Below are 20,287 nucleotides of genomic sequence, written 5' to 3' on the forward strand. Positions count from 1 at the left end.
GTCTGCGTCTGCGAGATTGCTCGACATCAAGATATCTCGTGATCGGCCTCGGTGGGAAAGGGCCCTGTCGGCTCGGGTTCGAGGGTGCCCGTGAGCCGGTACGGGGCGGGGGTGGCGCCCGGGTCGACGCGGCGGACCAGGGCCAGAAGCACGAGCGTGACCGCCGCGCCCGTCCCTGCGACGAGCGCGTGTCCGGCCCGGTAGGCGAGGCGGGGGACGGACGGGTCGGTGGGATCCAGGACGTACATGGAGTCGACGAGGAGGACGATCCCGGTGCCGAGGCCGCCCACGGCGACGAGGGAGAGGGGCGCCACGACGAAGAGCGTCCGCAGCGGGAAGCGGCGCGTGCGTGCGGGGGCGACCTTGCCCCGGCGGGCGAGGACCGCGAGCAGCCCGCAGGCCAGGGCGAGGACGAGCAGGTCGGCCCCGATCGCGTCGCTGGGCCGGTGCCAGCCGGCCGCCACGGTGTACGCGCCCACGGCCGTCGCCCACAGGGCGCACAGGCCCACGGCGATGCCGCGAGCCCGGTAGGGGACGACGAGGACGAGACCGAACATCACACTCATGGCGATCGCGGTGTGCCCGCTGGGGAAGCTGTTGCGCATCAGGTGTGCCGGCGCCTCGACGAGGTCGGGGCGGGCCAGGAGGAGGCGTCTGAGTACCTCGGCGAGGAACAGTGAGACGGCGACGAGGCCCAGGGCGGCGACGGTCAGCGTGTAGCGCCGGCGCAGCATCCCGATGCCGGTCAAGGCGAGCAGGGCGAGGGCGAGGGAGTAGACGGTGATGTGCTGGAGTGTGCTGTTCGCCTCATGGGCGGCGGCCAGCGTCTCGTCGGTGAAGCGGCCGGCGAGGACGGCGTTCTCCCAGCGCTGGCCCGTCGCGGTCAGGACGAGTCCGGCGTAGACGACCGCCATGAGCAGCACCGCGCCGAGGCAGGCGCGGCGCATCCTCTTGCGTACGCGGGCGCTGAAGGAGTCGGCCGCTTCACCGGCGACGGCGGCGTACCACCAGGTGCCGGTCAGCGACTGCGGGGTGCCGTCGGCGCGGTGCCTGTCGTAGGGGGCCATGCTCCGATTCGAACCCGGCAGGGTCCCGCGCGCCCGCTGGGCGCACCCGAACGAATCGCCGAGCGGCCCTACCGGCGCCTTCGGCGGTCGTGGCGCGTGGGCGGTCCTGGCGGGCCCGTGCGACCTCGGGGATCAACCGTCCTGGGCGGCGTCAGCCGCTCTGAGCGCGTCAGCCGCTCCAGCCCCCGATGCCTGCGGGATCATGCCACGGCGGACCGTCCGGCGGGTGAACGGTCGTGGCGCCGTGTTCCGAAGAGGGTGAACGCCGTGTTCACCAGGGCCACGTGACTGAGCGCCTGGGGCGTGTTGCCGAGCTGGCGGCCCGCGTGGGGGTCCCACTCCTCGGCGAGCAGTCCGACGTCGTTGCGGACGTCGAGGACCCGCTCGAAGGCGGTACGGGCGTCGGCCGGCCTCCCCGTCATCGCCAGGGCGTCCGCGTACCAGAACGTGCAGGCCACGAAGGCCCCTTCGGCGCCGTCCAGGCCGTCCACCTCGTGCACCTCGCCATTGCCGACATCCGCGTACCGGCGTATGAATCCGCGGTCGTCGAGCCTGCCCATCGCCTCGATCGTGCTCAGGACGCGCGGGTCGGACGGGGGGAGGAAGCCGAGCCGGGGAATCAGCAGCGCCGTCGCGTCGATGCGCCGGGCTCCGTAGTACTGCACGAACGACTGCTGGACGTCGCTCCAGCCCCGCGCGCACACCTCGTCGCGCAGCTCGCGGCGCATGGCCTGCCAGCGCTGGACCGAGGTGCGCAGCCCGGCGACGCGGGCCAGGCGCACGGCGCGGTCGGCGGCGACCCAGGCCATGATCTTGGAGTGGACGAAGTGGCGGCGCGGGCCGCGCACTTCCCAGATGCCCTCGTCCGGTTCCCGCCGGCGTTTCTCCACGTACTCCAGGAGTGAGGCCATCAGGCTCCAGACGTGCGGGTCGATGGCGACTCCGGCGCGGACGGCCGAGTAGATCGTGCTCAGCACCTCTCCGTAGATGTCCAGTTGGAACTGGTCGACGGCCGCGTTCCCGAACCGGACCGGCCTGGAGCCTTCGTAGCCGGGCAGCCAGTCGGCGCGCACCTCGGGGAGGTTGCGCTGACCGCCCACGCCGTAGAGCGGCTGGAGGTCGGCGGGATCACCCGCGACGGCGCGGACCAGCCAGTCCTTCCAGGCGAGGGCCTCGCGTCGGTATCCGCTGCGCAGAAGGCAGGACAGGGTGAAGGTGGAGTCGCGCAGCCAGCAGAATCGATAGTCCCAATTCCGCTCTCCCCCGATGCGTTCGGGGAGCGAGGCGGTGGCCGCGGCGATGACGCCGCCGGTCGGTTCGTAGGTGAGGGCTTTGAGGGTGACGAGCGATCGGATGACGGCCTCTCGGAAAGGACCTTCGTAGCGGAATTGCGAGGACCATTCGTCCCAGAAGGCGAGCGTACGGGCCAATTCCCCTGCCACGTCGGGCTCCGGGGGCGGCGCGGCATGGGAAGGGCTCCAGCCGAGGACGAAGGAGGTGCGCTGACCGGCCGTCACCGACACGTCCAGCGAGATGCATTCATCGGTGACGCTGATCTCGGTGCCCGGCCCGCACCGCAGATAGGCGGCGTCGGGGCCGGCCACGGTCGCGACCGTACGCCGGTCGACCGACCGGGACCAGGGGGTCACGGTGCCGTGGTTGAACCGCATGCGCAACTCACCGTGCAGGTCGACGCGTCCGGAGACGCCCTCCACCAACCGGATGATCTGCGGGGCGCGTTCGCGCGGCGGCATGAAGTCGATGACGCGCACGGTGCCGGAGAGGGATTCCCAGACCGATTCCAGGACGAGCGAATCGCGTCGGTAACTCCGGCGACTGCACGGGCGATTTCCGACAGGCGCCAGACTCCATTTCCCGTGGGACTCGTCCCCGAGGATCGCGGCGAAACAGGCGGGTGAGTCGAATCGAGGCGCGCACCACCAGTCGACAGCCCCGTCCTTCCCGATAAGGGCAGCCGTCTCCAGATCACCGATGAGGGCGTAGTCCTCAATTCGCCCTGCCATGAACGGATTGTATTCCTCTGAGCCATTCGGCGCACGGACGGAAGGACGCGGCCCTTGACGTCGCGGCATTTCCCGCAGGATGCTGAAAGTCGCTCCCGCGATTCTGGAGAAAGCCGTACCAATGGGTAACGGGCCACATCCGATGCGCCGGTCGACCGACCGTTCACCCGACGCGGACACCCGCACGGTGAGTCTGGTGATCCCGGTACGCCCCGGGGACCGCGACACCGGCCGGCTGCTGGAGCAGGTGCCGGCCGAGGTCCGTGAGGTGGTCCTGGTCGGGAGCGCGTCCGGCGAATCGAAGGCCGGCGCCGTCACGGTCACCGCCCCCGGCGATGCCCAGGCCTCCGTGGCCGTACGCAGGCTCGGGCCGTGGGACTGCGAGGCGGGCGACATCCCGCACGCGGGGCTGCTCGCCGCCAGCGGCGAGCACATCGTGCTGATGGGCGCCGACGGCAGCATGTCGCCGAAGGAGATCCCGCACTACCTGCACTACCTGGAGAGCGGCTACGACTTCGTCAAGGGCTCGCGCTTCATCGCGGGCGGCGACTTCGCCGACTACCCGCTCGTACGCAGACTCGGCCACGGCGCGCTGCTGCGCCTCGCCCGGCAGCTGTACGGTCAGCATCTGACCGACCTCTGGTACGGCTTCTGCGCCTTCCGCCGCGGCTTCGTCGACCTTCTCGACCTGCGGGAGGGCGGGGTGGAGCTGGGCGCCGAACTGGTCACCCACGCCCTGCACTACGGGCTGCGCATCGCCGAGGTGCCGAGTCTCGAACTGCCCTGCCGCCACGGCCTGTCGCGAACCCGCACCGTCCGTGACGGTGCGCGCATCCTGGGCGGGCTGCTCGACGAGCGCCCGCACAACGCGCTGCACCGGCTTGCGCCGTCACCTCGTCTCGCGGGCCGAGCGGAACGGGCCCACCACGCTTGACGGATCAGAAATCCGATGCTAACGGTTGAAGTCAGGCATTTTGCACGCACGAAGGACCCTTGGCAGGGCCGGTTGCCGGAAGAAGCTTCCCGTGAGGTCACATCTCATCGGCAGGACCCCGGCGGCACCCGCTCCGCATCCACTGCGACGGGTGACCGACTGGCCCTCCGCCGAGTCCCGGCGCCGTAGCCCCTGCGTACCGGCCCGCCGCCCGGCGTCCCATCCCGGACGGCGGGCGACCGACCGGCTCCGTGTCACGGTCCGCACCTGCCGTTCCGCCGTACGCCGCCCGCGGACCACCGCCCGGCGCCGGCGTTCCCGTACCGTCCGCGCCCGCGCCGCGAGCAACCGGCGCGGCAGCGGCTCGCACGGCTCACCATCGGAACCCGCCGGACACTCCCGAGCCGCGGGCCACGCCCCGCCCACCACTCCGGCGGCACCCGCCGTTCACGCCCGCATCGCGCCCCACCGGGCCCTCTCCGGCCTGCCGCGCGAGGCGCCCGGCCCCAGGGTGGCCGCCCTCGGCGACGGGCCCGGGCCGGAACGACCGGGCACCCGGCGCTCGCGGCGCACGGCGAGCGGTCTCTCGGTCGTCACGCGCCGCATGGCGCCGGGCGCCGAGGCCACGGAGCGGCCGCCACGTCGGGCGCCGCGCACGACCGACGCGTCGGGCCGCGACCCCGGAGACGGCTTCCGGCTGCTGCACGGCTGTGACGAGGTGCAGACGCCGGAGGCCCTGAGGAGGCTCGACGTGCGCGAGGCGACCGTCTCGCCCGCCGGCGGCCGGGGCGTACTCGTCGGCACGCCGAGCCCTCCGCGGGGGATCAGGCCATGACGACCGCCGGCCCCGTCGCCCTGCGCGCGCCCGTCCTCCACGACGAGGTCGGCGTCGCGCGCGGCGCGCGCTGGATCGCCACCGCGGCGGTCACCGTGGCAGTGGTCGACTACGTGCACGCGCTTGCGCTCCCCCGGCTGCTCGGCATCGGCTCGTACCTGGGCCGGGTCCCGCTCCACCTCGCCGGAGCGGTCTCGATCGCCCTTCTGCCGATGCTCACCCTGCGGCGCGCCGGGGCACCGCTCACCGCGCGCGCCACGGGCGTGTTCATGGTGGCACTGCCCCTGACCGTCGCCGGCGCCACGGCGCCGGACGTCGTGCTCACCACCGTCTTCCCAGGCGGGTATCCGCAGCTGAGCACACTCATGGCGGGCACGGCGGCCGCCGGTCTCGCGCTCGGCGCGATGAGCCTCCTGGTGTCCTTCTCGCCGACGGTGAACGGGCGCGTGGTGCCGCGTCCGCTGTCGATCGGCCTGTTCGGTCCTGTCTCCGGTCTGACGGCCGGCTGGGTCGCCGGCGGCGTGCGGGGAATGGCGATCGGCGGGATGTGCGGGACGGTGGTCGCTCTGGGCGTCCCGCTCATCCGCGAGGCGGGGCGTCATGGGTCCGCCGAGCACGGCGTCGCGCCGCACGCCGCCGTGCTCGCAGCCCTGGCTCCCGCCCTGGTCCCGGGCAGCGTGCTGCCGGCACTCCGGCCCCATCCGGTGCTGTGGCTGCTCGCGGCGATCCTGACCACCACCCTGGCTCTGGGGCGGTTCCTGGCCCGCGGCGGTGCCCCGGACCCCGACCCGGACGGGACGGAGCCGTACGACACCCGGTCGGACGGGACGGAGCGGCGCGAGAGCCGGCCGGACCGGGTGGGCCCGGGCCGTGACACGGGACGGAACTCCGAGCCCGCCCTCCGCCTGCTCGTCGACGCCGTCTGGCGCGGGGACCCCAGGCCGGCGTCCGACGAGGAACTGCGGGCCGCGCTGGCCGCCGCCCGCGTCAACCGGGTCGAGGGCCGGCTCGCGCGGGCCTACCCCCGCCAACTGGCCACCACGCTCGACGCGGTGAGCGACGCCGCCCACCTCTTCCGCCGCAACCTCGTCGAGTCGACGGACCGGCTGGGCGCGGCGGACATCCCCACGGTGCTCGTCAAGGCCGATCTGTCCGGGGATCTCGTACACGGAGACTTCGACCTGGTCGTCCCCACGGACCGCTGGAAGGCCGCGCAGGAGGCGCTCAGCGGCTGGTTCGTGAAGCGGTCGACGCGCTGGCTGGAGCGGTCGACCTCGGTGCTTCTGGCGCCGCCCGGCGGCCCGTCTGCCCAGCTGCACACCTCGGTGGCCTGGCACGGCGTCTCGGTCATGGCGACGGACCGCCTCTTCGCCCACGCCGTCCCCGACCACGACGGCCGCGCCTGGCTGGTCCCCTGCCCCGCCGACCGGCTGAGGATCTGGCTGGCCCACGGGCTGTTCCGGAACCAGTCGCTCGACCTGTCCGAACTCCTCGCGCTGCGCGAGCTGCTGGCGCCCGAGGTCGTGGCCGAGGCGCGCGCCCAGACCGCTCGGGAGGGCTGGTCCGCGGGAGCGGACCGGGCCCTGGACCTCGCGACCGGCGCGATGGCCGCCCTCGACCGGGGCGAGCTCGTACTGCTTCCCCTGCCGCTGCCCGTGTCGACGTCGCTGCGCACCGGCATGGGGCACGCCGGGCACCTGCTGTCGCGCGGGCGCGCCTCCACGGCGGCACGCGAGGTAGCGCTGCGAGTGCCGCTCGTCGTCACCGAGCGACTGCGGAGGCGCAGCTCATGAACACGGCGCGGCCTCTTCTGATCGCGGTGTCCGGCCCCGCGGGCGCGGGCAGGTCCTCGCTGGTCGGGCACGTGGCCGGGCTGCTGCGGCAGCGCGGCTTCGCGGTGACCACGCTCCACGGCCACGGCTGCGTGCTGTGCCGTGGATTCGGGTCTCCTCCACGGGTGAGGGACAGGGAGGAGACGGTACGGCGCCCTGACGATCCCATGTGCCGGGGATCGTGGGCGCGCCGTGCCCACGCCGTGCTCGACGCCGGTGACCTGACCGTACGGACACGAGCCGCCCGCCGTGCGCTGGCGGCGCGTTTCCGTGGCCGTCCGGCGATCGTCCTCACGGACGGCGGACCGCTGGACGGGCTGGTCGCGTTCGGCCTTCCGCCCGGGCATCGGGCATCGGACGCCTTCGTGAGACTCGTATGCGGTTACGACGTGACCCTGCTGGTGGAGACGGCGCCCGCCGCGTCGCGGGGAGGCGGCTGGGAGCGGACGGCCTCCGCCTTCCGGTCGGCGCGATACCGCGCCTGGGCCTCGCGACTGCCCCGGGTGGTGCGGCTCGACGGCGAGCGTGCCCCGTCGCGGGTGGCGGCGGAGGCGCTGGAGCGGGTGCTCGACTGCGTACGGACGCGGCGTCTTCCGGACGCCGGGGAGGGGGCGCGCCCGGCGCGGCGGAAGCGGATCGCCGTCTCGATCTACGACGACGCGGGCAATCCCGACCACCGGGGCGGTGGCGCCCTGGTGGTCGAGAAGGTCGCCCGGCGGCTGTCGGACGACTTCGACGTGACGGTAGTGACGGGCGGCCGGCGCGGTGCTTCTCTTCGCCGTGACGGCATCCGGTACGTCTCTCTCCCGGTCCGCTGGGCCGGTCCGCGCGCCGGGCAGCTGCTCTTCCTGACGCTGCTCCCCTTCCTGGCCCGCAGGCTTCCGCACGACGCGTGGCTGGAGAACTTCACGCCGCCGTTCTCGACGAGCTTCCTGCCGCTGTTCTCCCGCGCGCCGGTCGTCGGGATCGACCAGGGCCGCAGCGCCGAGGCGCTGTGGCGCCGCTACCACATCCCGTTCTTCCTGGTGGAGCGGCTCGGGCTGCGCTGCTACCGGCACATCGTGGTGATGAACGAGGCCGACGCCTCCGCCGTCCGGCGGCTCAGCCCCCGGGCGGACGTCCAGGTCATCGCCAACGGAGTCGAGCAGCGGCAGATCGACGACGCACGGATCGGCGCGGGCGACCACATCCTGTTCCTCGGGCGGATCGACACCTGGGTCAAGGGGCTCGACCTGCTCCTGGAGGCGTACCGGCAGAGCCGTCCTCCGCTGCCGTTGCTGCTGGCGGGCAGCGGAACGCAGGCGGAGGAACGCAAGCTGGCGGCGCTGCTCGCCGCGCACCCGGGCAGCGTCCGCTGGGTGGGGTTCGCCGGGGAGACGCTCAAGCGGGACCTCCTGCGGAACAGTGCCTTCCTGGTCATGCCGTCGCGCCGCGAGACCTTCGGCCTGGTGGCGCTCGAGGGCATGTCGTACGGGAAACCGGTCCTCCACTTCGATCTGCCCGCACTGCGGTGGATGCGCGACGGAGGCGATGTGGCCGTGCCGCCGTTCGACGTCGCCGCGCTGGGCGACCAGATGCGGATGCTGGCCTCCGACGAGCGGCTGCGGCGGGCGCTCGGGCGGCAGGCCGGGCAGGCGGCGCAGCACTACACATGGGACGAGATGACGGGCCGGTACCTGGCCCTGACGCGCCGTCTGGTGGACGGGTCCGTCCGCGGGCGACGGCCGAAAAAAGACCGGAGGGGTGAGCCATGGCCGACGGCCCGCTGACCGCCGCGACCCCGTACGACCACCCGTGGGTCGTACGGTCGGCGCATCCGGACGACGGGGTGCGGTCGCCGCATCCGGACGGCGCGCGGCAGCCCCGGGTCTTCGACGTGCAGGAGAGCAGCCTCGGCGAGGCCGCGCGGCTGACCGGGCGGGGCGAGCCGCTGTTCGCCTTCGAGCGTGAGCCGTACCGGACGCTCGCGCTCTGCCGGATTCCGCTGCCGGGCGGCACGGAACCCGCGGCCTACCCGGGATGTGGATCATGACCGTCAGCGCGCGTCCGCCGCGTGTCCTGCTCCTGACCGGCAGCCCGCTGGACGGCGCGGACGGCTCGGACGTGGGGCTGGCCAGGGACGTTCTCCGAGCCCTGCCCGACATGGAGTTCCTCTGGTTCTGCCAGTGGCCCGCCCGGCGTGGCCGACCGCCCCCGCCCGTCGGACGGGCGGTCCGTCTCTGGTCGCCGGGCGGCACGCAGCAGATTCCGGTCCGCCTGCAGGCCGCACTCGCCGGGGCCGTCGCTGCACGCCGCGCCGATCTGGTCCACGCGTTCGTGTCGATCGGGCACGCCTTTCCCGCCTACTCCTGGCTACGCCCCCTGATGCTGGGAGCCCGCCCGGTCGTCCACACCGTGCCCGGTGTGATGGAGGCCCGGCTGCTCGCGAGGACGCGGCCGCTGGGTACCACGGTCGCGCTGTCGGAGTCGATGGCCCGGCGGCTGCGCGCCGCGAACTTCGGCGACGTCCGGGTGATCCCGCCCATGATCCGGCTGAGCGAGTGGCCCTTCCTCCCGCGCCCCGGGGGTGTGCCGACCGTTCTCTTCGCCGGACATCTCGATGCTCAGGGCGGCGCCCTGACCGCCCTCGAGGCGGCGGCGGAGGCGGCTCGGTCCGGGGTGGTGTTCCGACTGGTCCTGGCCATGGGCGGGCGGCCGGGGCAGAACACGGGCGCGCTACGGAGGGAGCTGAGGGAGCGGGCCGGGGCCGGGGGCCTGACCGACGTGGAGGTACGGGGCTATGTCGACGACATGCAGGCCCTGCTGGCCTCGGCGCACGTCCTGCTCTTCCCGCCGCCGGTGATCGGTGGCACGGCGGACATCCCCCTCACGGTGCTGCGGGCGCTGGCGACCGGCCGGCCGGCCATTCTCAGCGACCTTCCGCAGTTCGCCGACTTCGGGGACGCGGTTCTGCGGGCTCCCGCCGGTGATGCCCGCAGGACAGGCCAGCAGCTGGCTTGGCTGCTCGAACAGCCCCGGGTCTGGGACATGCTCGCGGAGCGCGGCCGGGCGACCGTGGAGGAGTCCTTCGGGCCCGAACGGTTCGCGGCCCAGTACGAGGCCTTGTACCGGGAGTTGCTGGCATGAGGCCGCCGAAGTCGCGTCTAAGGCGTACGCGTGCGGCACCTGGCGGAACCACGGAGCCGGGGGCCGGGGGGGCCGGGGGCCGAGTACAAGCCGCCTTTCCGCGGTCGCGAATGACGACGAGTCAGAACAAACCGCTACGAAACGCCGCTAGGCTGTGCGCGGTGTGCGTCGTCGACCGGGGAGAAGACCTTGAAGACCCTCATCACCGGCGGTGCCGGGTTCATCGGTTCGACCATCGCCTCGGCCTGCCTCGACGAGGGCCTCAAGCCCGTCGTCCTGGACAACCTGGCCACGGGGCGGCCCGAGTTCGTCGAGGGCCGGGACTTCTACCGCGGCGACATCGGTGACGGCGACCTGATCGACCGGATCTTCACCGGCCACCCCGACATCGAGGCCGCGATCGGCTGCGCCGCGCTCATCGCCGTCCCCGAGTCGGTCGCGCAGCCGCTGCGCTATTACGAGGCGAACGTGGTCAAAGGCCTGGCCCTGATCGGGCACCTGCTGCGCAACGGGTGCCACCGGTTCGTGTTCAGCTCCTCCGCGTCGATCTACGCCTCCGGCCAGGGCATCACCGAGTCGGCACCGCTCAAGCCGCTGTCCCCGTACGCCCGCACCAAGGCCGCCTTCGAGAACGCGTTGGAGGACGTCGCCCACGGGACGGAGCTGCGTGCCGTCTCCCTGCGCTACTTCAACCCCATCGGGGCCGACCCCAAGCTGCGTACGGGCCTCCAGTCCAGGACGCCGTCCCACGCCCTGGGCGTCATGATCGACAAGTACCTGGCCGGGGAGCCGTTCCCCGTCACCGGGACGGACTGGCCCACGCGCGACGGCTCGGGCATCCGTGACTACGTCCACGTCTGGGACCTCGCCCGGGCGCACGTCGCCGCCGTCCGGCGCTTCGACCAGGTGGTCCCGGGCGGGCCGGACTCCTATCGTGCGGTCAACCTCGGCTCCGGCACCGGGACCACGGTCCTTGAGCTCGTCAAGGCCTTCGAGGAGGTGACCGGCGCTCCGCTGGCCACGGTCCTGACCGATCGTCGGCCCGGCGATGTCGAGGGCGCCTACCCCGACATCGGCCTTGCCGGCCGGCTGCTCGACTGGCGGCCCCGGCTCACCCTGCAGCAGGGAATCGCCGACGCCCTGGCCTGGGTCGAGCATCGCGACTCGGTGCTCGACGCACCGGGACGATGATTCCGCACCGCTCGGGCCTCCCCCTGTGAGCCCTGGGGCACCGCTGCTCTTGACGCCGGCCACGAGAGGGCGCAGAGTGTATGTATACGTCGTAAATGGGCGATGTTGTTCTACAGCGGATACTTCCGGCTGTTTCTTCGTCGGGCCGGAGTCCGCGCGGTGCCGCGCCGGCTCGGGGCGCGCGTGCGCTGACATTCCTCACCACCCGCAAAGGGTGTTCCACACGGAGTGACCTGCGATGAGCAGTCTGTCGGTTGTCATGCCTGCATACAACGAAGCGTCCAATCTGCCCGCGGTGATTGCCGCTGTTCCCGTGACAGAGCTGGCGGAAGCGGGGTGGGAGACGGAATTGGTCGTGGTGGACAACGCCTCCACCGACGGCACGGGGGACATTGCCCGATCACTGGGGGCACGCGTGGTCTCCCAGCCTGAGCGGGGCTACGGCAACGCCTATCACGCGGGGTTCGACGCGGCGCTCGGGGACGTGATCGCCACCGGTGACGCCGACCGCACATACCCGTTCGACGCACTGCCAGGGCTGCTGAAGGTCCTGGAGGCCTTGGACGTCGAGTTCTTGACGACGGATCGGCTCGTCCCCGCCAACCGCGACGCGATGCAGCCGACGCACTCCATGGGCAATCACGTGCTGAGCATGGTGAGCCGCATGCTGTTCCGCAACGGACTGCACGACTCCCAGTCGGGCATGTGGGTCTTCCGCCGCTACGTCTGGCAGTGCCTCGACGTCCGGTCGACGGGCATGGCGTTCTCCCAGGAGATCAAGAACGCGGCGACGCTCGCGGGGTGCCGTTGCCTCGAAGTCCCGATCGCGTACCGCGTACGCGGGGGCGAAGTGAAGCTGCACGCCCTGCACGACGGCACGGCGAACCTCTGCCAGCTCTTCGCACACCGGTTCCGCCGCAGGAGCGCGTCCGCCGTCCTCCCCGCGGAAGGCCCGGCCCGCACCTCCGAGCCCCTCACCGGCCGCAGTACGGCCTGAGCGCAGACCGTGGGGACTTCCGTGGACCGTGGTGCGCGGAGATCGCCCGGCTCTCCGGGCCCGTCGGCACCCGCCGCCGGGCCCGGCCCGGTCCCCCGCCTGACACGGCTTACGGTTCCTCGCTCGTGAAACGTTCGAGCAGGGCGTCCAAGCCGGCGATGAGGCCCGCGTAGCCTCCCCGTTCGGCGAGTACGGGAGTGATCTCGCGCAGGTTGGGCAGCTCCTGCGCCGGCATGCGGTGCAGGCCGAGGCGGAACGAAGGATCGGGCTCCGCGGGGTTGTCCACCATGGCCCCCAGCTCCACCGAGACGTATCCGAGGATCCAGGCCGTGACCGCACGGAAGGCGGCTGCGGTCTGGACCGGCCCGAGTCCCGCCGTCCTGAGCAGGGCGAGCATGCGCTCGTGACTCCTGAGGACCGCGAGCGGCCGTTGCGCCAGGGGAACCGCCAGCATGCGGGTGGCGAGGAGGGGCACCACATGGGGGTGCGCGAGGCACGCCTGGTACGTCTGCAGTGCCATCCGGTGCAGTCCGGCTCTCCAGTCGGCGTCGGGGGCGGCCGGCGCCTGGTCGAGATTCCGTTCCAACCGCAGGTAGAGGGCCTCGACCAGCCCGTCCAGAAGCGCATCCTTGCCATTGGCGTAGCGGTACAGGGCCATGGCTTCGACACCGAGTTCGGCACCGAGGCGGCGCATGCTCAGTGCGGACAGGCCCTCTCGGTCGACGAGTTCCAGGGCCGCCGCCAGCACGACCTCACGGCTGAGCCTGCCGCGGTGCCCGTGGTCGCCCGCCCGACGGGCGGGCCGGGCTGCCGAGTCCTGTGCCATGAGCGTTCCTCCTCACCACCCGACTTTATGGCGTACGGCCGAAAAGAGGAGGGGCCGCGCGGGAGACCTCCCTCGCCGTCTTGACTCTGACCTGGAGAGGGCACACTATGGGCGTATACGGCGTAAATAGACGGAATCATTTTATGATGGATATCTTCCGTGGACGGGGGATCACTCCCGATCGGAAGGTCATGTGCGCCTTGCGTGCTCGGGGCTGAGTGTTCGCGCGTGTGCGCTGGAAGCGTCTCAGGGCCCGCTACGGGTGTTCCCACGGAGTGACCTGCGATGAGCAGTCCGTCGGTTGCCAAGCACGCGTTGAACGAGGCGTCGGAAGTCTGCCGACGCTCGATGCGCCGGCTCCGCCCCCGCCCGCGCAGGAGGCCCATGTCGCCTCGAATGCGCAAGCTCGTCCTGGTCCTCCTGGCTGTCGTCGTGGCCGCCGTGGTCGCCGTGGCCACGCCCGCGGTCCGCAAGGAACTGAAGCAGTCCTTCTCACCGGTGCCGGCCCGGTACACCGAGCTGTATTTCGCCAGCGCCCCGGTCGTCGCGGGGGACTCGGTGATCGTCCCGGTCACCGTGGACGACCGCGGGCCCGGTGAGCGCACGCACCAGCTGCGGATCTCCGTCGAAGCGTCCGACGGCCGCACCACGGCGACGACCACCACGGCCCTCGACCCGGGCCCCGACGCGCCCGCGACGGTCGTCTCCCGACTGCCGCTGAGTGCGGGGTCCGTCATCGTCCGCGTCGCGCTGCTGGACGGCAGTCAGAGTCTGCACTTCCGGCTGCCCGCCCAGAGCGCTCCGGCACCGGGGAGTACGCCATGACCGCAGGGGCACGAGCGCACCGCCGTGTCGTGGTGACGACGAGTTGGGACGACGGGCACCGGCTCGACGACCGCCTCGCCGGGCTGCTCGACCGGTACGGCATCGCCGGCACGTTCTACATCGCGCCGCGCAACGTCGAGATCGCCGCCCGCGACCGGCTGTCCCCGGCGGGAGTCCGCCGGCTGGCCGAGCGGTTCGAGATCGGCGGGCACACACTGACGCACCGGCGGCTTCCACGGCTGACGGACAGCGCGGCCGCCGACGAGATGCGTGCCGGCAAGGAGGAGCTCGAGGGGACGGTCGGCACAGCGGTCACGAGCTTCTGCTACCCGCGCGGCGAGTACACCGCGGCCCACATCGACTCGGCCCGCGCCGTGGGCTTCCGGTGCGCGCGCACCGTGCGACGCAACTCGCTCGCCGCCGGTCCGCCTCTGGAACTGCCCACCACCGTCCACGCCTGCGCCCACCGCGTCGACGGGCCGGTCGCCCTGCGCCTGGCGCGGGGACGGCCGCGGACAGCCGCCAGCCTGTTCCTCCAGTGGGACGAACTTGCCCTCCGATGGTTCGACCTCTGCCTCGAACGAGGCGGCGTGTTCCACCTCTGGGGCCACAGCTGGGAGGTCGACGCACACCGCGACTGGCACCGTCTGGAGCGGGTGCTCACCCACATATCGGGGCGCCCGGGGGTCAGTTACCTTCCCAACCGCAACCTCCCCGACCTGGCGTAGCCATGACCGCGAACCCGCCCGGAGGAGGCCCCACGACCACTGTCCCGCCGGTGGAGCGTGCGGCGGGCCGCATCGGACGGCGCATCGCCGCCCGCCGGGGCGTCCTTGCCGCAACCGCTCTGGCCACTCTCGTCGAGCTTCTGCCCGGTGCTCTCACCCCCTTGCCGACCCTGGCCGGTGCTCTCATGCCCTTGCCGACCCTGGCCGGTGTGTGGCTCCTTCTCGGCGCGCCGACCGTGGTGTGGTTCGGGCCCGCCTCCCGGATCGTGTCGACCCGGGACGCGCGCGTGCTGCTGGCCGTCGGCCTGAGCGTCCTGTCCTCCATCGTGGTGGCCCTGGCGGTCAACTCGGTGCTTCCGCTCGTCGGAGTGGACGGGCCCCTCACCCGCCCCGCGCTCGCCGTCGGCTCGGCCCTGACCGTCATGGTCGTCGCCGCCGTCGTGGACCCTCCGGCCAAGGACCCGGCCGCTCCCGCATGGTGGCTGCGGGCCCGTGCGCAGGGCCTGCCGCCCGGCCTTGCCGCCGTGACGGTCCTGGGCACGCTCGCGCTCACACTGTCCGTCGCGGGGCCGATTCGGCTCAACAACGAGTTGGGCTCGTCGGTCAGCGTCGCCGCGCTGGTCACCATCGCGGCTCTCCTGGCGCTCCTGATGATCAGGCATCGGAGCTACTCCTCCTCCGTCGTGGGAGTCGGCCTGTTCTTCGCCTCCGCCGGACTGCTGCTCCTCAGCTCGCTGCGCGGCTGGTACATCACGGGCCACGACATACAGCGCGAGTACGAGGTCTTCGAGCTGACGTCGGACCGGAGCCGCTGGGACATGTCCGCGTTCGGCGACCCCTACAACGCCTGCCTGAGCATCAACCTGCTGCCGACGGCCTGGACCCGGCTGACCGACATACCCGGCCCGTACGTCTTCAAGGTCGTTCTGCCTCTCCTCTTCGCGCTCGCACCCGTGCTCGTCCATCGCTCGGTGCGCAATGTGGCGCCTCCGTTCGTGGCGCTGCTGTCTGCCGTCCTGTTCATGGTCTTTCCGACGTTCTTCACGGACATGATGTTCCTGGCCCGTCAGGAGGTCGCCTTCGTCCTCCTCGGATGCGCCATGGTGGTGCTCACCGACAGGGGCCGGGCGCTGCGCAGCCGTCGGATCATGTTCGTGGTGCTGGCCATCGGCGTCGTCCTGGCGCACTACTCCACGGCCTACGTCTTCCTCGCGGCCCTCGCGCTGGCACTCGGAGCGGACTTCTGCTGGCGGCTGCTCTCACGCACCCGGCGAGGGCGGCCCGTGGCCACCGGGCAGCCGGCCTTCGTGACCTGGTGGATCGTCGTCGCCGCCGCGGCCGCGGCCCTCGTGTGGACCGGCCCGCTGACCCACACGGGCGGCCATCTCAAGTCCACCCTCGTCACCACCGTGCAGGAGGTGACGGGAGGCAGGCAGCCGATGGCCTGGTCGTCCGATGTGTCGTACAGCCTGTTCGGCGGGGAGCGGAGCAGCCCCGAAGAGCGGCTGCGCGACTTCCAGACCGTCACGCTGCGCGGCACGGCCGCCGAACGGGCCGCCGGGGTGTACGTACCGTGGTCGGCGACCTCTGCCGATGCTGTCGAGGCCGTACCGGAGCCCCGCCTCCCCCTCACCTCGCTCGGGCAGGAGGCCGAGGACCGGGGAGTCGACGTGTCGGCGGTCGGGGACTTCCTGCGGCAGGCAGCCGCACGGCTGTGGCAGGTCTTCCTGCTGCTCGGCGTCGTCACCGCCCTCTGGGGACGGCGCAAGGAGTTCCACCCGACCCGTGACCAGGTGACACTGACCGCCGGCATGGTCGGAGTCATCGGGATGCTCACCGTTCTGCCGCAGCTCTCCGTCGAGTACGGCGTACTACGCGCCTTCCAGCAGGGCCTCTTCGTCTTCGCGCCCTTCATCGCGGCCGGTGTGCTGTGGGTGTGCCGGTGGGTGGGACGGAGATGGACCGAAGCGCTCGCCTGCTCCGTGGTCCTGCTGCTCTTCTTCGACCTGACCGGCGTGCTGCCCCGGCTCTTCGGCGGGAATCCACCCCAGCTGCACCTGGACAACGCGGGCACGTACTACGACATCTACTACCCCCATGCCGAGGAGCGCGCGGCGCTGGCCTGGCTGACCGCTCGGACGCCGCCCGACGAACTCGGGGACATCCAGTCGGAGAACCTGACCAACCGCTTCAACCTGAGCAAGGCGGGGACGGTCGTCCCGATCACGGCGAGGAACGACATACACCCTCTCCTCGTCCGCGACGACGCCACCGTGCTCCTGGGCACGACGACGGCCCGTAACGGCGAAGCGACGATGTTCTACCGCGGTGACCTGGTGACCTACACGTATCCCACCGCACTCCTGGAGGAGACGAAGAACAAGATCTACAGCAGCGAGGGAGCGGAGATCTACCGATGAAGGCGCCTGCGCTGCGGTACCCGGGGCCTGCCGCCCGCCTCTCCGGCGGCAGGCGGACACGGCGTCAGGACCAGCTGACCCGCAGCTCGTTCTTCCTCATGGCCTCGTCGCTGGCGATGGCCGTGCTCGGCTTCGTCTTCTGGATCATCGTCGCGCGCCTCTACACTCCCGAGCAGGTGGGTCTGGCCACCACCCTGATCTCCGCGACCGAACTGATCGCCTTCTTCAGCCTCTTCGGGCTCAACAGCACACTCATCCGCTTCCTCGCCCCGGCGGGCACCCGGAACGCGCAGATCACCAAGTCGGTACTCCTCGTCACGGGCGCCGCCGCCATCCTGGCGTCGGCCTACCTCTTCGGTCTGCGGTGGTACGGCCGGGACCTGCTGTTCGTGCGAGCCGATCTGGTGCTCTCGGCCGCCTTCGTGGCGTTCTGTGTCTTCGCCGCCCTCAACCAGCTGACCGACGCCGTCTTCATCGGTGCCCGCAAGCCCCAGTACAACCTGCTCGTCGACGGGGGTGTCCAGGGTCTGACGAAGATCATTCTTCCCCTGTTCCTCGTGGGCCTCGGATCGTACGGAATCGTCACGGCCTCCGGTGGCGCCTGCGCCGCGGCGGTGCTCGCCTCCTTCTTCTTCCTGTGGCGCAGAGCCGGCTTCCGCTTCGATCTCCGGCTGCGCCGCGCCCCCTTGCTCCCGCAGGCCGGCTTCTCGGCCGCGAGCTACGCGTTCAGCGCGCTGACCCTGGTGCCGATCCTGGTGACACCGCTGATCGCCCTGCACTGGCTCGGCCCCGCCGCCGCGGGCTACTACTTCGTCGCATTCCAGATCGCGAACCTGCTGAACACCCTGTCCGACAACGTGGGAGAGGCCCTGCTCGCCGAGGTCTCCTACGACGAGACGCGGTTCGCGCAGATGCTCAAGCGCTCGGCCGTCATCCTCGCCGCGGTGCAGGTACCCGCTTCGGTCGTCCTCGTCGCCGCCGCGGGCCTGGTGCTGCGGTTGTTCGGCGGCTCGTACGTGGACCACGCCCGGGGCCCGCTGATCGTGCTGACGCTCGGCGCCCTCGCCGTCGCCCTGCGGACGTGGGCCAGCTTCGGGCTCAAGCTGGCCGGCCGCCTCGGGCATCTCGTCGCGAGCGGTGTCGTCCTCACGGCGGTGACCGTCGGCCTCGCCGTCGCGTGGGCACCGAGGGGACTGCTGTGGATCGGCTGGGCATGGCTGATAGGCAATCTCGCATCCGGCGTCTACGCCTGCCTGGCGCTGTTCGCCCGCCGGCGAACCCCCAACCGTCCGGCGGCCGCGCCGAGGCCCTCCCCGAGCAAGGGAGACCGCTGATGACGTCATCGCGACCACCCCGCCGTCCCGCGCGGCGCCGGGAACTCCGACCACAAGCCTCATGGCGTCACGCCCATCCATGTGACGTGACACGCGCCGAAGGAGGAACGTCATGACACCGCGCGCCGTCCTGCTCGCCGCCCCGTATTTCCCCCCCGCCCTCGGGGGACTGGAGCAGTACGTCCGGAATCTCGCGCGATCGCTGAGATCCCGGCACGGCATGCGGGTCGTCGTCGCCACGACCGCGCCGCGCGGAACGCGCAGCGGACGGTACGACCATCCTGAGGGCTTCCCGGTGTACCGCCTGTCGGCTCCGCTGCGGGTCTCCCACACACCGCTGGGCCTGTACTGGAGCCGCCACCTGCGCACCGTGATCGAGCGGGAGGGAGTCGAACTCGTCAACGCGCACGCGCCGGTGCCCCTGTTCGCCGACGCCGCCGCACAGGCCTGCGGCGATCTGCCGTTCGTGCTGACCTACCACACGGGCCGGATGCGCAAGGGCCACCTCCTGCCCGATCTGGTCTGCGCGGCCTACGAGCGGACGATGCTGGCCCGGACGGCCGGGCGCGCACAGGAGATCGTGTGCTCTTCCGACTACATCCCGGGCGACCTGCCCGAACTCTTCGCAGGCCGGTGCACGACCATCTCACCGGGGGTGTCCCTGGAGAGCTTCCCGGCGAGCCCGGTGCCCGACGCGCCGCGCATCCTGTTCGTGGGCTCGCTGGACCGGTCCGCCGCCTACAAGGGGCTCCCCGACCTGCTGCGAGCGGTCAAGCAGCTGGCCGGCGAGTTTCCCGAGGTGCATCTCGACGTGGTCGGAGACGGCTCGGGGGCCTCCGGCCACGCGGCGCTCGCAGACCGGCTCGGCATCTCCCGGTACGTGACGTTCCGGGGACGGGTCGAGGGCGCGGATCTGGCCTCGGCCTACCGCGACGCCCTCGTCCTGGCGCTGCCGACCCACTTCGACAGCTTCCCTTGCGTGCTCGTCGAGGCGATGGCCTGCGGGCGCCCGGTGGTGACGACCCGTGTAGGCGGCATCCCCTGGCTCGTCAAGGACGGGGACAACGGACTCCTCGTGCCCCCCGGCGACGGTCGGCGCCTGGTCGAGGCGCTGGGAGCGGTGCTCGGCGATCACGCCACGGCGCAGCGCCTCGGCAGCGCCGGCCGGGAGCACGTGGCCCGTGAGCTGACCTGGGACCGGCAGAGCGACCGTACCGTCGAGGTCTTCGACCGCGCCGCCGACCCCGCCCGCCGGGCACGCACCGTCGCTGTCGTCGCGCCCAACTTCCCCCCGCGGCGCGGCGGTGTGGAGCACTACGCGCACCGCGTCGCGCAGGCCGTCGCGGCGGATCCGGGGATGCGCGCCGCCGTGATCACCGCGAGCACGACCGGCTGGCGCACCTCGGTGGGCGTCGAGGACGGCGTGCCGGTCGTCCGTCTGGGCACCTGGGTGCGCCATCTCAACACACCGGTCAACCCGTTGTGGCCGTTCCAGCTGCGCCGCTGGCTGCGCAGGCTCCGCGTCGACGTCGTCCACGCCCACGCGCCCGCTCCCGGCCTCGGCGATCTGGCGATCGCCTGCTCCGGGCGCAGGCCTGCCGTCATGACCTATCACGCCGGGTCCATGCTCCAAGGGCACAAGGACGTCGATCTGCTGGTCCGCGCCTACGAGCGGTACGCCCTGCCCCGGGTGTTCGCCCGCGCCGACGCACTCGTCGCAAGTTCCCCGGTCTCGCTGGCCTTCGGCCGTCCCGGAGCTTTGGAGATCACGCCGGGGGTCGATGTGGAGCGGTTCACTCCGGGACCGAGGGCATCCACCCGGCCGCGCACGATCGTGTTCGTGGGGAGGCTGGACCGGGCCTCGCCATGGAAGGGCGTCGACGTGCTGCTGCGCGCGTTCGCGCTCCTGGCGTCCGAGCTGCCCGAAGCCAGGCTGCGCCTGGTGGGCGGCGGGGACGCGGCGGCAGACCACGCCGCACTGGCCGAACACCTGGGCATCACCGACCGCGTGGAGTTCACCGGAACCGTTCCCGGAGACGTCCTGCTCGACGCCATGCGCAACGCCGCCGTGCTCGTCCTCCCCTCACTCACCGCGGCGGAGTCCTTCGGCATGGTGCTGGTCGAGGCCATGGCATGCGCCACCCCCGT

16 protein-coding genes are annotated in these 20,287 nt (G+C 72.0%); 13 read left to right on the forward strand and 3 right to left on the reverse strand.

The features are described from left to right. Window positions 1-26: 26 nt before the first annotated feature. Together ACFY8U_RS35320 and ACFY8U_RS35325 are read right to left on the reverse strand one after the other, a co-directional pair. Entirely contained in the window at window positions 27-1,067 is a 1,041-nt protein-coding gene (locus ACFY8U_RS35320) for a phosphatase PAP2 family protein (RefSeq protein ID WP_389576211.1), read from the reverse strand. Window positions 1,068-1,267: 200 nt separating this feature from the next. Then, window positions 1,268-3,091: a glycoside hydrolase family 15 protein gene (locus ACFY8U_RS35325; RefSeq protein ID WP_389576212.1), complete on the reverse strand. Its 1,824-nt coding sequence runs from the start codon at window positions 3,089-3,091 to the stop codon at window positions 1,268-1,270. A 142-nt stretch (window positions 3,092-3,233) separates the two neighbouring features. Here ACFY8U_RS35325 and ACFY8U_RS35330 point away from each other — a divergent pair, with 142 nt between their 5' ends. The 8 genes from ACFY8U_RS35330 to ACFY8U_RS35365 all read left to right on the forward strand — a co-directional run bounded on the left by ACFY8U_RS35330 (window position 3,234) and on the right by ACFY8U_RS35365 (window position 12,006). Further along, entirely contained in the window at window positions 3,234-4,025 is a 792-nt protein-coding gene (locus tag ACFY8U_RS35330; protein ID WP_389576213.1) for a glycosyltransferase family 2 protein, read from the forward strand. Window positions 4,026-4,176: 151 nt separating this feature from the next. Then, on the forward strand, window positions 4,177-4,860 hold the full coding sequence (locus ACFY8U_RS35335) for a hypothetical protein (RefSeq protein WP_389576214.1): 684 nt from the start codon (window positions 4,177-4,179) through the stop codon (window positions 4,858-4,860). Beyond that, a complete protein-coding gene (locus ACFY8U_RS35340) occupies window positions 4,857-6,653 on the forward strand; it encodes a hypothetical protein (protein WP_389576215.1) in 1,797 nt (598 codons plus the stop codon). The genes ACFY8U_RS35335 and ACFY8U_RS35340 overlap by 4 nt, the downstream gene beginning before the upstream one ends. Next, the gene (locus tag ACFY8U_RS35345; RefSeq protein ID WP_389576216.1) at window positions 6,650-8,461 is read left to right on the forward strand and encodes a glycosyltransferase family 4 protein; all 1,812 of its coding nucleotides are present in this window, start codon (window positions 6,650-6,652) and stop codon (window positions 8,459-8,461) included. The genes ACFY8U_RS35340 and ACFY8U_RS35345 overlap by 4 nt, the downstream gene beginning before the upstream one ends. Then, window positions 8,443-8,724, forward strand: coding sequence for a hypothetical protein (locus ACFY8U_RS35350; protein WP_389576217.1), 282 nt, complete (start codon window positions 8,443-8,445; stop codon window positions 8,722-8,724). The genes ACFY8U_RS35345 and ACFY8U_RS35350 overlap by 19 nt, the downstream gene beginning before the upstream one ends. Further along, entirely contained in the window at window positions 8,721-9,818 is a 1,098-nt protein-coding gene (locus ACFY8U_RS35355; RefSeq protein ID WP_389576218.1) for a glycosyltransferase family 4 protein, read from the forward strand. Before ACFY8U_RS35350 ends, ACFY8U_RS35355 begins: the two co-directional genes overlap by 4 nt. A gap of 189 nt (window positions 9,819-10,007) precedes the next feature. Beyond that, window positions 10,008-11,009 carry a UDP-glucose 4-epimerase GalE gene (gene galE / locus ACFY8U_RS35360; protein ID WP_389576219.1) on the forward strand — a complete coding sequence of 334 codons (1,002 nt, stop codon included), beginning with the start codon at window positions 10,008-10,010 and terminating at the stop codon, window positions 11,007-11,009. A gap of 259 nt (window positions 11,010-11,268) precedes the next feature. Then, on the forward strand, window positions 11,269-12,006 hold the full coding sequence (locus tag ACFY8U_RS35365; protein WP_389576220.1) for a glycosyltransferase family 2 protein: 738 nt from the start codon (window positions 11,269-11,271) through the stop codon (window positions 12,004-12,006). A 109-nt stretch (window positions 12,007-12,115) separates the two neighbouring features. On the opposite strand, the gene ACFY8U_RS35370 is transcribed toward ACFY8U_RS35365, so the two are convergent. Next, entirely contained in the window at window positions 12,116-12,832 is a 717-nt protein-coding gene (locus ACFY8U_RS35370) for a TetR/AcrR family transcriptional regulator (protein WP_389576221.1), read from the reverse strand. A 384-nt stretch (window positions 12,833-13,216) separates the two neighbouring features. On the opposite strand from ACFY8U_RS35370, the gene ACFY8U_RS35375 reads away from it, so the two are divergent. From ACFY8U_RS35375 to ACFY8U_RS35395, 5 genes are all read left to right on the forward strand, one after another. Beyond that, complete coding sequence (locus tag ACFY8U_RS35375) at window positions 13,217-13,657, forward strand: hypothetical protein (RefSeq protein WP_389576222.1); 441 nt, start codon at window positions 13,217-13,219, stop codon at window positions 13,655-13,657. Then, window positions 13,654-14,385 carry a polysaccharide deacetylase family protein gene (locus ACFY8U_RS35380; protein ID WP_389576223.1) on the forward strand — a complete coding sequence of 244 codons (732 nt, stop codon included), beginning with the start codon at window positions 13,654-13,656 and terminating at the stop codon, window positions 14,383-14,385. The genes ACFY8U_RS35375 and ACFY8U_RS35380 overlap by 4 nt, the downstream gene beginning before the upstream one ends. 50 nt (window positions 14,386-14,435) lie before the next feature. Continuing rightward, window positions 14,436-16,805, forward strand: a complete 2,370-nt coding sequence (locus ACFY8U_RS35385; RefSeq protein WP_389576224.1) for a hypothetical protein — start codon at window positions 14,436-14,438, stop codon at window positions 16,803-16,805. After that, complete coding sequence (locus ACFY8U_RS35390; protein WP_389576225.1) at window positions 16,802-18,139, forward strand: lipopolysaccharide biosynthesis protein; 1,338 nt, start codon at window positions 16,802-16,804, stop codon at window positions 18,137-18,139. Before ACFY8U_RS35385 ends, ACFY8U_RS35390 begins: the two co-directional genes overlap by 4 nt. Before the next feature lie 112 nt (window positions 18,140-18,251). Then, window positions 18,252-20,287: glycosyltransferase family 4 protein (locus tag ACFY8U_RS35395; protein ID WP_389576226.1), on the forward strand; the 2,036-nt coding region annotated here is incomplete at its 3' end.

Source organism: Streptomyces sp. NPDC012508 (genome assembly GCF_042902595.1).
Lineage (GTDB): Bacteria > Actinomycetota > Actinomycetes > Streptomycetales > Streptomycetaceae > Streptomyces.